The sequence below is a fragment of the Arcobacter pernae genome (assembly GCF_049472135.1).
In the GTDB taxonomy this organism is placed as follows: domain Bacteria; phylum Campylobacterota; class Campylobacteria; order Campylobacterales; family Arcobacteraceae; genus Arcobacter_B.
This window is the reverse complement of record NZ_JBMOVV010000004.1, coordinates 84200-98358: the sequence shown is the minus strand read 5'-3', so window position 1 is coordinate 98358 and position 14159 is coordinate 84200. Positions and strand designations below refer to the sequence as shown.

14 protein-coding genes are annotated in these 14159 nt (G+C 26.2%); 7 read left to right on the top strand and 7 right to left on the bottom strand.

The window, feature by feature from the left end:
- Positions 1-3 precede the first annotated feature (3 nt).
- Positions 4-1053, bottom strand: coding sequence for a sensor histidine kinase (locus ACH5BF_RS06085; protein WP_423273320.1), 1050 nt, complete (start codon positions 1051-1053; stop codon positions 4-6).
- Between the two features lie 71 nt (positions 1054-1124).
- On the opposite strand from ACH5BF_RS06085, the gene ACH5BF_RS06080 reads away from it, so the two are divergent.
- Positions 1125-1883 (top strand): response regulator transcription factor, encoded by a 759-nt coding sequence (locus ACH5BF_RS06080; RefSeq protein ID WP_423273319.1) that lies wholly within the window; start codon positions 1125-1127, stop codon positions 1881-1883.
- A 1-nt stretch (position 1884) separates the two neighbouring features.
- Here the strand turns inward: ACH5BF_RS06080 and ACH5BF_RS06075 are convergent, their stop codons facing one another.
- From ACH5BF_RS06075 to ACH5BF_RS06055, 5 genes are read right to left on the bottom strand one after another with little or no spacing between them, the layout of a single operon-like run.
- Positions 1885-2733: an ABC transporter ATP-binding protein gene (locus ACH5BF_RS06075; RefSeq protein ID WP_423273318.1), complete on the bottom strand. Its 849-nt coding sequence runs from the start codon at positions 2731-2733 to the stop codon at positions 1885-1887.
- Positions 2730-3419, bottom strand: a complete 690-nt coding sequence (gene modB / locus ACH5BF_RS06070) for a molybdate ABC transporter permease subunit (RefSeq protein ID WP_423273317.1) — start codon at positions 3417-3419, stop codon at positions 2730-2732. Before modB ends, ACH5BF_RS06075 begins: the two co-directional genes overlap by 4 nt.
- Entirely contained in the window at positions 3412-3807 is a 396-nt protein-coding gene (locus ACH5BF_RS06065; RefSeq protein WP_423273316.1) for a TOBE domain-containing protein, read from the bottom strand. Before ACH5BF_RS06065 ends, modB begins: the two co-directional genes overlap by 8 nt.
- 10 nt (positions 3808-3817) lie before the next feature.
- On the bottom strand, positions 3818-4564 hold the full coding sequence (gene modA / locus ACH5BF_RS06060; RefSeq protein WP_423273315.1) for a molybdate ABC transporter substrate-binding protein: 747 nt from the start codon (positions 4562-4564) through the stop codon (positions 3818-3820).
- A complete protein-coding gene (locus ACH5BF_RS06055) occupies positions 4565-5347 on the bottom strand; it encodes a TOBE domain-containing protein (protein WP_423273314.1) in 783 nt (260 codons plus the stop codon).
- A gap of 405 nt (positions 5348-5752) precedes the next feature.
- Between ACH5BF_RS06055 and ACH5BF_RS06050 the strand changes: the two genes are divergently transcribed.
- The 6 genes from ACH5BF_RS06050 to ACH5BF_RS06025 all read left to right on the top strand — a co-directional run bounded on the left by ACH5BF_RS06050 (position 5753) and on the right by ACH5BF_RS06025 (position 11884).
- Positions 5753-6088: a DUF5666 domain-containing protein gene (locus ACH5BF_RS06050; protein WP_423273313.1), complete on the top strand. Its 336-nt coding sequence runs from the start codon at positions 5753-5755 to the stop codon at positions 6086-6088.
- A 118-nt stretch (positions 6089-6206) separates the two neighbouring features.
- A complete protein-coding gene (locus ACH5BF_RS06045; protein ID WP_423273312.1) occupies positions 6207-6869 on the top strand; it encodes a response regulator transcription factor in 663 nt (220 codons plus the stop codon).
- Positions 6866-8185 (top strand): sensor histidine kinase, encoded by a 1320-nt coding sequence (locus ACH5BF_RS06040; RefSeq protein WP_423273311.1) that lies wholly within the window; start codon positions 6866-6868, stop codon positions 8183-8185. Before ACH5BF_RS06045 ends, ACH5BF_RS06040 begins: the two co-directional genes overlap by 4 nt.
- 49 nt (positions 8186-8234) lie before the next feature.
- Positions 8235-8654 (top strand): FKBP-type peptidyl-prolyl cis-trans isomerase, encoded by a 420-nt coding sequence (locus tag ACH5BF_RS06035; protein WP_423273310.1) that lies wholly within the window; start codon positions 8235-8237, stop codon positions 8652-8654.
- Between the two features lie 140 nt (positions 8655-8794).
- Positions 8795-10261, top strand: coding sequence for a tRNA uracil 4-sulfurtransferase ThiI (thiI, locus tag ACH5BF_RS06030; RefSeq protein ID WP_423273309.1), 1467 nt, complete (start codon positions 8795-8797; stop codon positions 10259-10261).
- Between the two features lie 129 nt (positions 10262-10390).
- Positions 10391-11884 (top strand): hypothetical protein, encoded by a 1494-nt coding sequence (locus ACH5BF_RS06025; RefSeq protein WP_423273308.1) that lies wholly within the window; start codon positions 10391-10393, stop codon positions 11882-11884.
- 2 nt (positions 11885-11886) lie between these two features.
- Here the strand turns inward: ACH5BF_RS06025 and ACH5BF_RS06020 are convergent, their stop codons facing one another.
- Positions 11887-14112, bottom strand: a complete 2226-nt coding sequence (locus ACH5BF_RS06020; protein ID WP_423273307.1) for an EAL domain-containing protein — start codon at positions 14110-14112, stop codon at positions 11887-11889.
- Positions 14113-14159 lie beyond the last annotated feature (47 nt).

Below are 14159 nucleotides of genomic sequence, written 5' to 3'. Positions count from 1 at the left end.
GTATTATTTAAATAGTTTTATTTTAAATAATACTCCATTTTCTACATTTTCAACGCTTAATTCACCATTTGAATGTTTTTCAATTATACTTTTACAAATATATAAACCAAGTCCAGTACCATTTTTACTTTTTTTAGTTGTAAAGTAGGGTGTAAAAATTCTTGCAATAATTTCACTTGGAATCCCACCTGCATTATCTTTTATATAAATAGACTGAAAACTATCTTTCTCGTCAAAAGATATATTTATAGTGGCATTTTTGATTTCTCTTTCTATAAAGGCATCTTTAGAGTTATTTAGAATATTTATTAACACTTGTAATAGTTCATTTTTATGTAAATACATAGCAGAATATTTTTTGTTTTCTACAACTATTTTAATATTTTGATTATCAAATGATTTACCAATCATTTTAATTGTGTCTTCTACTAAAGATAAAGTTGTAACAGGTGTTTGTTCTTTTTGTGGTTCAAAGAAATTTCTAAAGTCATCTATTGTCTTAGACATGTATTGTAAATAGTTGTTTATTTCATCTGCTTTTTCTTCTACAAGTTTTGGATCAAGATTATTCATCTTAACTTTCATTTTAAGTCTTGTAGCAATACTTGCAATTGTATTTAAAGGTTGTCTCCATTGGTGAGCAATAACAGAAATCATTTCACCCATTGCTGCTAATTTTGATTGTTCAATTAGCATATCTTCTTTCTCTTTTATTTCACTCATATCTAAAACACTAACCATTTTACACTCTTTATTATTCAGCGTAACAGATTTGATTTTTATAATTGCAGGAATGATAGTGGCATCTTTTGTAATAAGAGAGATTTCTTGAAAAGTTTTACTATTATATTTTATAAATTTTTTATTTGATGTTGGGATTAAAATACCCGTAGCTAAATTACCAATTAGTTCATCTTCATCTTCATATCTTAAAATATTTATTAATGACTTATTTACATTTTTTATAAAACCATCTTCAATTATTATAATTCCTTCGATAGTATTATTTAAAATATCCCTTAACTCTAAAGAAATAGTATTATTTTCTTTCATTTATAATTCCTTTATAATGTAAATGTATTATAATACATATATTGTTTTATTGTATTAAAAAGGGACTATAAATGATTGATTATATACTTTTGGAGAAATATTCACAAAACATAAATGTGTTATTTGTTGAAGATGATGAGTTTATTAGAAAAGAAACTAAAGAGTTATTAGAAGATATATTTCAAAAAGAAATAACTATTGCAGTTGATGGAAAAGATGGTTTTGAAAAATATATGGATTATTTTACTCAAAACAATAAATATTTTGATCTTGTAATCACTGATATTAAAATGCCAAATATGGATGGGATAGAGTTAACAAAGTTAATATATAATCAAAATAAAAATCAATCCCTTATTGTTTTATCAGCACATAATGAGTCTGATTACTTAATGCAATTAATTAACCTTGGCATTTCACAATTTATATTAAAACCTATTGATTATGATAATTTTGTAGAAGTTATCTATAAAGTTTCAAAAGATATTTACTCTTCAGATAAAGTTGTTCAATCAGATGTCTTAGATAATCCTCTAATTAAATTAACAAGAACTTTAGTGTGGGATAAGCAAAATAAGCAGCTTTTAGAAAATGACGAAAATATCAAACTTACAAAAAAAGAGTATTTACTTTTTGATTTACTTTTAAAAGTACCAGAAAAAACTTGTACAAATGAAGAGATTTTAATGTATTTATGGAAAGATGATGAAGATAAATCTCCTGATATTACAAATCTAAAAAATATAATCTCAAGACTTAGAAAGAAAGTTCCAGAGCTTAGAATAGAAAATATTTATAGTTTAGGGTATAGAATAAATATTCTACCGTAAACTATTTAATTACAGGAGCAAAAGCCTTTGTTCCTACATTTATTTTAGAGCCAATCTTTAAACCTTCTAGTTCTTGATTGCTTAAAACTACCTCAACAAGTTGTTGTCCTATACTTATAATAGCAATATTTACCACATCAATTTTTATAATATCCAGTATTTCACCTTCAAAAGAGAACTTTTGTGAGCCTTGAGTTTTTAGAAGAACTTCTTTAGGTGTTCCATCATTTAAAATTTTCCCATCTTCAAGAAGTATTACACGATTGCTTAGTTTATAAATCTCCCTTGGTTCATGACTTATCATAATAGTTGTTGTTTTAAACTCTTTATGAAGTGCCAAAATCTCATTTTGTAGGCTATTTCTCATTTTTGGGTCTAAAGCTGATAAGGGTTCATCTAAAAGTAAAAGTTTAGGCCTATTCATTAAAGCTCTACAAATACTAAGTCTTTGCTTTTGTCCACCACTTAAACTATTTGGGTATCTATTTATAAGGTTTTTTAAATCAGTCATTTCTAAAAGTTTAAAAGCTAAGTTTTTATCTTTATTTACATAAAGCAAGTTTTGAAGTACGTTCATGTTTTCAAATAGAGCATAGTCTTGAAAAACAAAGCCTATATTTCTTTTTTGAATGGCTAAAGACTTTTTATCTTCAAGCCAAGGCCTACCATTTACTAAGATTTTTCCATTTGCACTCTCTAATCCTGCTAAAACTCTAAGTAAAGTTGTCTTACCACTACCACTTTTTCCAGTAATAGCAATAAACTCACCTTCATTTATATGTAAGTTTACTTCTAAGTTTATATTTCCTATTTGACCATGAAGTTCTTTGTTTATATCTATTTTTATCATATAAAACTCTTTTTTTGTTTATTATTAAAAATATATACTCCTAAAAGTACTAAGAAGCTAAGTATTAACATAATACCACTATAAACATGTGCCATTTCATAATCTAAAATCTCTACAAACTCATAAATTGCTACAGATGCTACTTTTGTTTCACCTGGAATACTTCCACCTATCATTAAAACAACACCAAATTCCCCAACTGTATGTGCAAAAGTTACTATAAGAGCAGTTAGAAGTGAGGGTTTGATATTTGGTAGGGCAACATTAAAAAGTGTTGTAAGTTTGTTTTTCCCACTTATATAACTTGCTTCAAGCATATTCTTATTTAAGTTCTCAAAACCACTTTGTAAGGGTTGTACCATAAAAGGAAGGCTATAAAAACAACTAGCTATTACTAAACCTGTAAAGTTAAATACAAGTTGTATTCTAAAAGTTTCATAAAAAAATGAGCCTATAATCGAGTTTGAAGATAAAGCCCATAATATATAAAAACCAATAACCGATGGAGGTAAAACTATAGGTAAAGCTGTAATTGCTTCTAAATAAGGTTTTACTTTTGATTTTGTTTGACTAAGCCACCAAGCAAGGGGCAGGGCTATTATAAATAAAATTATAGTAGTAATTAACGCAAGTTTAAAAGATATATAAAAGGGTGTTAATTCAACTCTTGCTAATAAATCAATCATCTATAATATCCTTAATTGATATTTCACTAGCTTTTATTAAAACTATAACCTCATCATCATTTTTTAAATTCATTTGTTTTGATGAATCAGAAGTAATTATCGCTTCTAATAAATCTTCATTTATTTCTAAGATAACAGAGCTTAAAAGTTTTGCATTGTTGACTGTTTTTACTTTTGCTTTGATTTTATTACTACAACTAAGCTCTCCTTGTAAATCTTTTGCGATTGTTATGTGTGTAGACTTAATACATAAACTAACTTTTGTACCTATTTTTATTTTTTCATTTAGTTCAAGACTTATCATTTTTAAAGTTGAACCATTTAAATCAAATTCTACAAGATGTATAATTTCTTGTATTTGTATATTTTTTACTATTGCTTTTAACATATACAAAATCCTAATTTACTATGTAACCATAATTTTTTAAAATAGCCTTTGCTTCTTTTGAAAAAAGAAATTTATAAAAAGATTTAGCTTCATTTTTATTTTTACTATTTTTCAAAATAACAACACCTTGCTCTATGGGTGAGTATAAGTTTTTGTCTATATGTATAAAGTTTATTCCCTCTTTATAATTTAACATTTTAGAACTATAAAGCATAGACTTTGCTATAAAACCTATATTTGCAGCTGTGAAAGTATAAGATAGAGTTTGAGAAATTGACTCACCATAAACGAACTTCTTTTTTATCTCATCTAACTTCTTGCTATTTTTTAAAGCTTCAAATGATGCTTGTCCATATGGAGCTGTTTTTGGATTTGCGATTGCAATGTTTTTTATATCATCATTTTTTAGAATATCTAAGCCTTTTGAAAAGTCTTGGGCTGTTTTACTAAATAGACTTAATGATCCCATTGCATAAACTTGAGGTTTATTTAAAGCTAAATTAGAATTATATAAAGCTTGTGGGTATTTCATATTTGCAGACATAAAAATATCATAGGGTGCATTGTTTTTAATCTGTGCAGTTAATTTGCCACTACTTCCAAGGGTAATATTTACTTTTGTATTCGGATTTGTTTTATTAAACTCATTTTTCAGCTCTTTTATTGCATAAGATACATTTGCTGCAACTGCTATATTTAGAGTTTGAGCATACAGACCATATGATAAAACACAAAGTGCTGTTAAAATCTTTTTCATTTATTTACCCACCATAATATCATTTGATTTTATATAGGCATAAACAGTTTTGCCAACTTCTAGTTTTAAGTTTTTAACAGCCCCTGTTGTAACTATAGACGTAATAGTTTCATTTTCACTTATATCAATAGTAACTTCACTATTTGTAGAGTTTTTAGTAATATCTTTGATTACACCTTTTATTTGGTTTCTAGCACTTATTGCTATATCGGCACTTGTAGATAAAAGTATATTGTTTGAATTAAAAATAGCTATTACTTCATCATCTTTTTGTATGTTTAAAGATTGTAGGGCATCATAAGTAATATTAGCAAATAGTTCATGTCCACTTTTAGGTACTATGATTATATTTGCATTTACTTCATTTGATACAATCTTATCAACTCTACCTATGATTTGATTTCTAGCACTTATTTGCATTGCTAATCTTCCTATTGTTTTAAATGTTCCTGTGTCTATATCTGTAAGCTCATTTAGTTTATTCATAAACCTTTCTTGCTCATCTTTTAAAAGTAAGTATGTTTTAATGATACTTTCCCCATAAGAAGTAAGAGCAGTTCCTCCACCACCTTTACCTCCTGTTTCTTTTGAAACAATTGGAGTATGAGATAGGTTATTCATACTATCTATTGCATCCCATGCAGCTTTATAACTCATAGGAACAGCTTTTGCAGCTTTTGAGATAGAACCATGCTCTTTTATAGCAAGAAGTAAATCTATTCTTTTTTCTAGTAAAAAAGGCTGATTAAATAACTCTAGAGTTAAGTTTGATGATATATTCACATTTATCCTTATATATTTAAATATATAGCGCTTTTGAAATATTATCGTTGTATACCTTAGTATATAGTGAAAGTTTTTATTCCTATACGACAAATGTTAAATTATAAATAGTACTTATAATTTAACAAAAGATTACTTATAGTAAAAATACTAGGTATATATAGTTATTTATAAAAAGTATGTTTTTAAATTCATATTAAAGTGTAATGATTTCTGTACTTTGATGAAAAGATTGTATCCCTATACGGTGTATGTTAAATAGAAAGTGGGGTATACAATAATACATTTATAAAAATTAGATTAATTACGATAAAACCAAAATGAATAAAATTTCATTTTTACTTCACTTATAGTTCATTTAGCTCATATATCATTACAGTAACAAAACAACAAAAAGGATTGAAAATGATAAATAAAAAGATGTTAATAGGTTTAGGATTAGTTACTTTAGTTCCACTTGCAATATTTGCAAGTAGTGATAGATATGATTTTGATGATAAAAGAAATTCAAGTTATTTAAAAGAGCAAGGAGTTAATTTTATTTTTGAAGGTAGATTGGAGGAAAAACCTCAAAATGGTTTAAATGGTAAATGGATTATTTCTGGTAAAACTGTAATGGTTGATGAAAATACTATAATCAAGCAAGAGAAAAAAGAGTTTAGAGTTGGAGATGAAATAGAGATTTCAGGTAAAAGAACAAATGGAAATATTAAAGCGATTACATTAAAACAAGATGATTAACAGTCATATGTATAAACTTTAATACTATATAAAAAGTAACAAAAGCTAGTAATATGTATATATTGTTAACTAATTTATTTTTAGGCAATATATGCATATTTAAAATAAAAGAGGAAAAATGAGAATTTTACTTGTTGAAGATAATCCAAGTATATATGAGTTTTTAAAAAAGGCATTAGAACAAGAATCTTATGCTGTTGATATAGCAACAGATGGAAAAGAGGGATTTTATTTAGCTACTGTTAATAAATATGATTTAATGATATTAGATGTAATGCTTCCATATATGAGTGGTTTTGATTTATGTAAACAATTAAGAGACTATAAAATAGATACATCTATACTAATGCTTACAGCAAAAGATGATAGTGAAGATATTATAAAAGGCCTTGATAGTGGTGCTGATGACTATATTACTAAACCTTTTGTCTTAAAAGAACTACAAGCTAGAATCAGAGCAATTCTTAGAAGAAACTCTTCAAATACTGCTACACTTAAATATAAAGATTTACAATTAGATACTATAAAGAAGTTAGTTTATAGGGATGAAATAAAGATTGATTTAACAGCAAAAGAGTTTGCTATTTTAGAACTATTAGTTAGAAATGAGAATAAAACAGTTAGTGATTCTATGATAATAGAGCATGTATGGGATATGAACTACACAAATGCTTCAAACTTAGTAAAGGTATATATTTACAGACTAAGAAATAAAATTGATAAAAGTTTTGATGAACCATATATACATAATATAAAAAATATAGGATATACCCTTAAATGAAATCTATAAAATTTAAACTATTTACTGCTTTTAGTATTGCGCTTTTTTTAATACTCTTCTTTTTATCCATATTTTCAATACACTTTTTTACACTAAATCAAGAAAATGAAGCTACAAACAAAGTTGAAAAAAACCTAATTATCGCAAAAGAAGTATTATTGTCAAACAGAAGTTTAGAGACTTTAAATCAATTGGACTTAAAAGAGCAGTTTCTTATAATCTTTGAAAATAGTAATTTGATTTTTACAAATGAATCAAAGCATGAAACAAGAGAGATTTTAGAGGATTTAAGAAGAATAGAGTTTAATACTTCTAATTTTATAAAGCTTGAAGACTTTGTTGTCTCTAAACAAAAAGTAAATGAGTATACTATTTATATAGGTATTGATGATGATTATATTGAGCATAGAAATGAAGCTATTATAAATACTATTGTTACAATGAATAGTTTTATATTTGTACTCTTTATGGCTTTTATTTACTTTATCATTCATAGAACTATAAAACCTTTAAAGACTATTTTAAATGATGTAAAAACTCTAAGAGATGCAAAAGATTTATCAAAGAGATTAAAGTTAACAAAAACAAAAGATGAATTTGAACAGTTAACAAGCTCATTTAACGAAATGCTTGACAATATAGAAAATAGTATAGAAAATATAAAACAGTTCTCTTCTGATGCTTCTCATGAGTTAAAAACACCTCTAACTATCATTCAAGGAGAGATTGAACTTGCAAAAAATAAAGATTTAAGTAAAGAAGAGTTTATTAAGCTTTTAGACAAACTAGATATAGAACAAAAGAAACTTCAAAATATAATCAATAACTTTTTATTGCTAGCAAGATTAGATAAAGAGCGTATAAAAGAAGAAGACTCTTACTTAGATAGAGTTGTATTTGAGTGTATAGAAAATAGTTTAGATAAGTTAGAGAAGAAAGGTTTAGAATTAAAATTAGATATTCAAGAAGATATAAAAGTAAAATTCAATGAAAAATATCTTTTTATAGTTATAAGTAATCTTTTATCAAATGCAATTAAATATACAAATAATGGAGTTATCACATTAAAAGTTAATAAAAATGAACATTTTACTTTCTTTGAAATTAGTGATACAGGTATAGGTATTGCTTCTGAAGATATAAATAAAATTTTTGAGAGATTTTACAGAGTAGATAAAGCAAGAACAGATTTTAATGAAGGAATAGGCATAGGTTTGTCTATAGTTAAAAGAATATGTGATAGATTTAATACTTCAATAAAAGTTCAAAGTAAGCTAAATAAAGGGAGTAAATTCTCTATTAGATTCACTAATTAGCATTAAAGATTTTTTTGATATAGTTAGGCAATTTAAAAAAGGAATACAAATGGCTATTAAAAAAGATCAATTAGTAACTATGACATTTGAATTAAAAGTAGATGATAGATTAATAGAAAGTAATATGGGTGAAAAACCAATGACATTTGCTTTTGGTTCAGGACAACTATTAGCAGGATTTGAAGAACTAATAACTGATATGAATGAGGGTGAGACTAGAAGTGTGACTGTTTTAAGTGAAAATGCTTATGGTCCTTATGATGAAACATTAAATGAAAAAGTTCCAGTTGCTGAATTTGAAGGAATTGATTTAGAAATAGGATTAGTTTTAGAAGGTGAAGCACAAGATGGTTCAGTATTTAAAGCTACAGTTACAGATGTTACAAAAGATGAGGTAACTGTTGATTATAATCATCCTTTAGCAGGGAAAGATTTAGACTTTAAAGTATTTATTGAAAAAATCGTTTAAACTATTCATATAAAAATTTTATAAGGTAGATAGTGTTTTATATACTCTTACTACCTTATTTATTCTTTTACTCTCTACACTAAACTTAAAACTCTTATGTTATAATTGCGCTTATATAAAAATATAAGGGTATTTAAATAATGGAAATGTCGAAAGATAAGACACAAAAGTTTGTAATAAAATTCTTTCCAGAAATTATGGTTAAAGGAACAAAAGCTAAAAGACAAATGGTTGGACAGCTTTATAATAACTTACAAACAGTACTTAAAAACATTGATGAAAAAATCACTGTAAAAAAATTCTCAGATAAAATGGAAATTACATCTCCAAATGAACTAATAGATCAAGTAAGACAAAAGCTAAAAGATACTCCAGGTGTTGAACTGATTTTAGAAGTATTACAATTTGAAAATATTACTACTCTTGATGAGATAAAAGTAAAAGTAAATGAATTAATGGCTCATGAAATAAAAGATAAAACTTTTGTAGTTAGAGCTAAAAGAAGTGGAACTCATGAGTTCAAATCTACAAATATAGAGCAAACTGTTGGTGGATATATGCTAGCTCATAATGAGACTAAAGGTGTAGATTTAAGAAATGCTGAGGTAACTATCAATATTGAGCTTGTAAATAAGCAATTAAATATTGTAACTAAAAAATATAGAGGTTTATCAGGTTTTCCTATTGGTACTCAAAACTCTATTTTATCTTTAATGTCTGGTGGCTTTGATTCAACAGTTGCTTCATACTTAACTATGAAAAGAGGAATTAAAACACACTTTATTTTCTTTAATCTTGGTGGAATTGCACATGAAATTGGAGTAAAACAAGTAGCTTATTATTTATGGAATAAGTTTGGTTCTTCTCATAGAGTAACATTTACATCTGTTCCTTTTGATGATGTTGTTACAGAAATCTTTAGATCAACTAGTGAACCATATATGGGAGTTACTCTAAAAAGATTGATGTTAAAAGCTGCACAAAAAATTGCAGATGATATGAAAATAGATGCCTTATTAACAGGTGAGAGTGTTGCACAAGTATCAAGTCAAACTTTAAGAAACCTTGCTTTAATTGACCAGGCTTGTGATAAATTAGTTTTAAGACCACTTTCTACTATGAATAAGCCAGAGATTATTGAAATAGCTACAAAAATAGGTACTACAAGATTTGCAGAAAGTATGCCAGAGTATTGTGGTGTTATTTCTAAAAATCCTGTAACTCACGGTTCTTATGACAGAATGGAAAAAGAAGCAAAAGCTTTCAATTATGCAGTATTAGATAAAGCTGTTGAAGATGCGATTGTAGTAAATGTTGATGAAATAGATGATAATGTAAATGAAATAGGCCATATTGATGTTGTTTCTGATTTATCATCTGGTAATTACACAGTTATTGATATTAGACAAAATGATGATTGTATCCAAACAGAAGTTGAAACATTAAAAATACCATTTTACAAACTAAAAAATGAGTTTAGAAAACTTCCTCAAGACAAAGAGTATTTATTCTATTGTGATAAAGGAATCTTAAGTCAATTACATGCACAGTTTTTAAGAGATTCTGAGGGATTACAAAATATCAAAGTATATAGACCTGAAAAATAACACTTATATCAAAAAGAGATAAACCTCTTTTTGATAAAATAACCTATCTTTAAGCCTTAAAATAGGCAATCTAATAAGAAATAAAGCAAATAAAAACTAAAATTTAATATATATAATTAAAGGTGAGAAATGACAAGTTTATCTGCAGTTGAGAAGTGGCTTAATGAACACTCAATTGAGAATTATACAATTTCAGATGATTTATATATTACTGTTCATGGTAGTGTTAATTTAAATGAAAAAATAAGAGAAAAAAGACTACCTGTTAAATTTAAACTAGTAAATGGCTATTTTGATATAAGTAATAACTCTTTGGAAACTCTTGATGGTTGTCCTGAAAAAGTAGGAAAAGATTTTAATTGTTCAAAAAACAATTTAGAGTCACTTTTAGGGGCTCCTGTAAAAGTAGGGGATTTTGATTGTTCATATAATAAACTTACAAATCTTTCATACTGTCCAAAAGAGGTTATTGGGTTTTTTAACTGCTCTCATAATCAAATTGTTTCTATTAAAGGAAGTCCAAGAACAATTAAAGGCTATTTTAGATGTGAACACAATAAAATAGAAACACTAAAAGGTGGTCCTAAATATATTGATGCGTATTTTGATTGTTCTCATAATTACATCAAAGATTTAAATGGTGGACCAATTAGCGTTGTTCAAGACTATATTTGTAATGGAAATTTGTTAAAAACTTTAGACGGTATTGCAGATACAATTGGCTGGGATGTAAGAACTGATGTTAGATTAAATAAACTAGCAAATAGTTACAACGAAGAAGAGAAGTTTTGGAAATACAAAGGTAAAGATGTAGTATCGCATGTATATAAACCATTAGTTGCTTTATGTAATAAAGAAGATATAAGCAGATGGTTAGCTAAGCATGATATTAAAAACTTCGAGATTTTAAATAATAACACTGTAAATGTAAAAGGTAGTGTTAAACTTGCAGATAGATTAGCAAACCTATCAAAACTTCCACTTAGTTTTAACGAAGTAGAAGGGGACTTTGATATTAGTAATAATGAGCTAACATCTTTAGAAGGTTGTCCAAAAGTAGTTCATGGAGACTTTTTAGCTTTTAAAAATGAACTATCTTCACTAAAAGGTGGACCTAAAGAAGTAACAGGAAGTTATATTATTTTAAAAAACAATATTAATTCACTTAAATTCTCTCCTTCAATAGTAAAAGAAGATTATATCTGTTCTCATAATCCTTTAAAAGATTTAGATGGTATTAATACTGTTCAAGGCTCAATTTTTACGGGAGTTTTTATACCACATGTAAAAGCTCAAAAATATGTTTATAATTCAGTTACTACATATAAATATGCAGGTGAGGGGATTGCGGAGTATTTAGATAAAGTTTATGTAACTTTAACTGAAGAAGAGAAAGTTTATGAAAGAACAAAAGCAAACCTAAGAAATGCTATTACGAGACTTCTTGACTCAGATGGTTTAAAAAAAGAGATGATAAATGATACTTTAATTAGAAACCTTGAAAAGTACCATTTAGATGATTTAAAACAAAAAGTTTTACTAATCAAAAATCCAAAACCAAGAAGCAAAGAAGAACTTACTGAAAGTGATGTCCTAAAAATGGCTTTTGAAGTGGAATTATAAGCTTAAGCAGCTTTAATTTCATCTTCAGATTTACCTATATAATATCCTTGTGAATAGTTAATTCCCATAGATTTTACATAATCAAAAAGCTCTTTATTCTCTACATACTCTGCTACTGTTTGAATATGTAAGTTATCACATAAGAATTTTAAAGTTCCTATTAGAAGTTGTCTTTTTGGATTATTATCTAAGCCAAGTATTAAAGAGCCATCAATCTTTAAAATATCAATATACTCACTTAATTTTACAATATTCTCATAGTTTGAATAACCACTTCCAAAATCATCAATAGCAATCTTACAACCTAAAAATTTAGCCTTTTTTATAAACTCTAAGAAGTTATTATAATTATCAATAGCCTCTGTTTCAACTATTTCAAGTACAAGTCTATTTCTAAAGTTATATTTTTTAATTTGAGAGAATAGATGATTTCTTATTTCTGAATTTGAGATATCTTCCATACTTAAGTTTATAGAAAACTCTACATCTTCTTTATCTTTGAAATATTCAAAAGCTTTGTTTATTACTATCATAGTAAGCTTTTTGTATTTTTTTGTTTCTTTTGCAATTTCTAAGAACTCGCCTGGATAGATAATCTTATCATCAATCTTTAATCTTATTAAAGTTTCATATTTATCAATACACTCTTTTTTGTTGTTGTAAATTGCTTGGAATTGAACAATTACATTATCATTTTCAATAGCTTTTTTTATTTTATTTACCATAAGAATATTTTTTTTATTTATTTCAATATTCTTCTTTTCAACATTATCAAAAAGATTAATATCAACTTTTTCTTTTAAAGCATCACTTAATGCAATCTCTGCTTCTTTTAGCTCTTCAATATTATTATTTAGTTTTTCTGTATCACTTACAGCAATTGTTGTATTTATTAAAACTTCAAAACTACCATTCATTACTTTAAAAGGCTCATTTTCAAGTCTATAGTGGATTATATTAAGTGAGTTTAGCAGTTTCTCTTTTCTTTCATAGTGATACTTAAAAGCAAATGTAGCTTTTGAGATTTTATATAGTTTAGAGAAAGAATTTTTATACTCAAACTGTTTTAAAAATGAAGAACACTCTTTTATTAACTCTTCTGCTATTTTAAAACCATAAGCATCTTGAACTTTATCATAGTTATCTACATGAATAACAATTATAATACAATTCTCAAATTTGCTAGTAGATAAATCATGAAACAAACATGCTCTATTTGGTAGTTGAGTTATAGGGTCTGTAATTGTCTGTCTATATATTCTTCCTTTTAAATTTTCTGGAATACTTGCAAAATAGAAGATTAGAGGTAAAAACACAAATGCTAATGCAATTAACAATGAATATATTGAAAACTCATTCTCTTTTTGCTCTAGTTGAAGATTCATATATTTTGTTGTAAGTACAAGTTTTAAGTCTTGACCTGTTGGAAGGTTATTTAGCTTTCTACTAAAATATTCTGATTCATTTTGTATATTAATTTCATCTTCTAATAGATGTGTTTTAAAATTATTTGATAATATACCATACTCTTTATTTGGATGAATAATAAATCTTTTTTGATTATCTACAATATAAATATTATATAAAGTACTTTTCTTGATAATTTCAAATAAATTATCTAGGTTTAGACTTAATACTATAAATCCTGCTTTAATATCATTTTTATCATAAACAGAAGTTGCTAATCTAAGTGTTGCTATTTTTGGTAAAACTACTTTTCCAAACTCTTTTTGTAAATCAACTTTTGATAAACCAATATTGTCTTTTGTTAGTTGTATAAATCTATGAAAATAGTATCTTTTAGATTTATCTTGTAGTAAATTATCGGCAATTACTATAGATTTAGAACTATTTTTTTCATAAAGCTTTTCAACCTTAATCTCTTCAAAACCATCTTTGTTTATATATCTTAATTGAAAACTATCTGTAAGCGTATCATTTAGTGTAAGAAAAAGCTCTTGTATATCTTTTTTATTTGTTTTGTCATTGATATAGCTTTTAAGAGTCTTACTTTTTGAAATAGAAAGTAAAGCTTTTTTGTAGTTGTCTAAATAGTTTTCTATTAAGTTTTCATGGTTAAGAAACTTTTCTTCAAATTTTGCAGCTGAGATTTTGTTGATATTTGTTTTGTCTTTTATTTCTGAGAAGTATTCAATAATAAATATTGAAAATATAACTACAAACATATATAATAATATATATGTGGTCTTATAGTTTATTCTTTGCATTTTGATCCTAATATTTATATAATATTTGGAATTATACAAATAAATAG

What these genes read in the sequence shown, in the direction of transcription:
- ACH5BF_RS06035 (WP_423273310.1), top strand. Translation starts at nt 8,235, where the DNA reads ATGGCTATTAAAAAAGATCAATTAGTAACTATGACATTTGAATTAAAA.
- modB (WP_423273317.1), bottom strand. Translation starts at nt 3,419, where the DNA reads ATGATTGATTTATTAGCAAGAGTTGAATTAACACCCTTTTATATATCT.
- ACH5BF_RS06040 (WP_423273311.1), top strand. Translation starts at nt 6,866, where the DNA reads ATGAAATCTATAAAATTTAAACTATTTACTGCTTTTAGTATTGCGCTT.
- ACH5BF_RS06020 (WP_423273307.1), bottom strand. Translation starts at nt 14,112, where the DNA reads ATGCAAAGAATAAACTATAAGACCACATATATATTATTATATATGTTT.
- ACH5BF_RS06085 (WP_423273320.1), bottom strand. Translation starts at nt 1,053, where the DNA reads ATGAAAGAAAATAATACTATTTCTTTAGAGTTAAGGGATATTTTAAAT.
- ACH5BF_RS06025 (WP_423273308.1), top strand. Translation starts at nt 10,391, where the DNA reads ATGACAAGTTTATCTGCAGTTGAGAAGTGGCTTAATGAACACTCAATT.
- ACH5BF_RS06075 (WP_423273318.1), bottom strand. Translation starts at nt 2,733, where the DNA reads ATGATAAAAATAGATATAAACAAAGAACTTCATGGTCAAATAGGAAAT.
- ACH5BF_RS06080 (WP_423273319.1), top strand. Translation starts at nt 1,125, where the DNA reads ATGATTGATTATATACTTTTGGAGAAATATTCACAAAACATAAATGTG.
- ACH5BF_RS06050 (WP_423273313.1), top strand. Translation starts at nt 5,753, where the DNA reads ATGATAAATAAAAAGATGTTAATAGGTTTAGGATTAGTTACTTTAGTT.
- thiI (WP_423273309.1), top strand. Translation starts at nt 8,795, where the DNA reads ATGGAAATGTCGAAAGATAAGACACAAAAGTTTGTAATAAAATTCTTT.
- ACH5BF_RS06065 (WP_423273316.1), bottom strand. Translation starts at nt 3,807, where the DNA reads ATGTTAAAAGCAATAGTAAAAAATATACAAATACAAGAAATTATACAT.
- ACH5BF_RS06045 (WP_423273312.1), top strand. Translation starts at nt 6,207, where the DNA reads ATGAGAATTTTACTTGTTGAAGATAATCCAAGTATATATGAGTTTTTA.
- modA (WP_423273315.1), bottom strand. Translation starts at nt 4,564, where the DNA reads ATGAAAAAGATTTTAACAGCACTTTGTGTTTTATCATATGGTCTGTAT.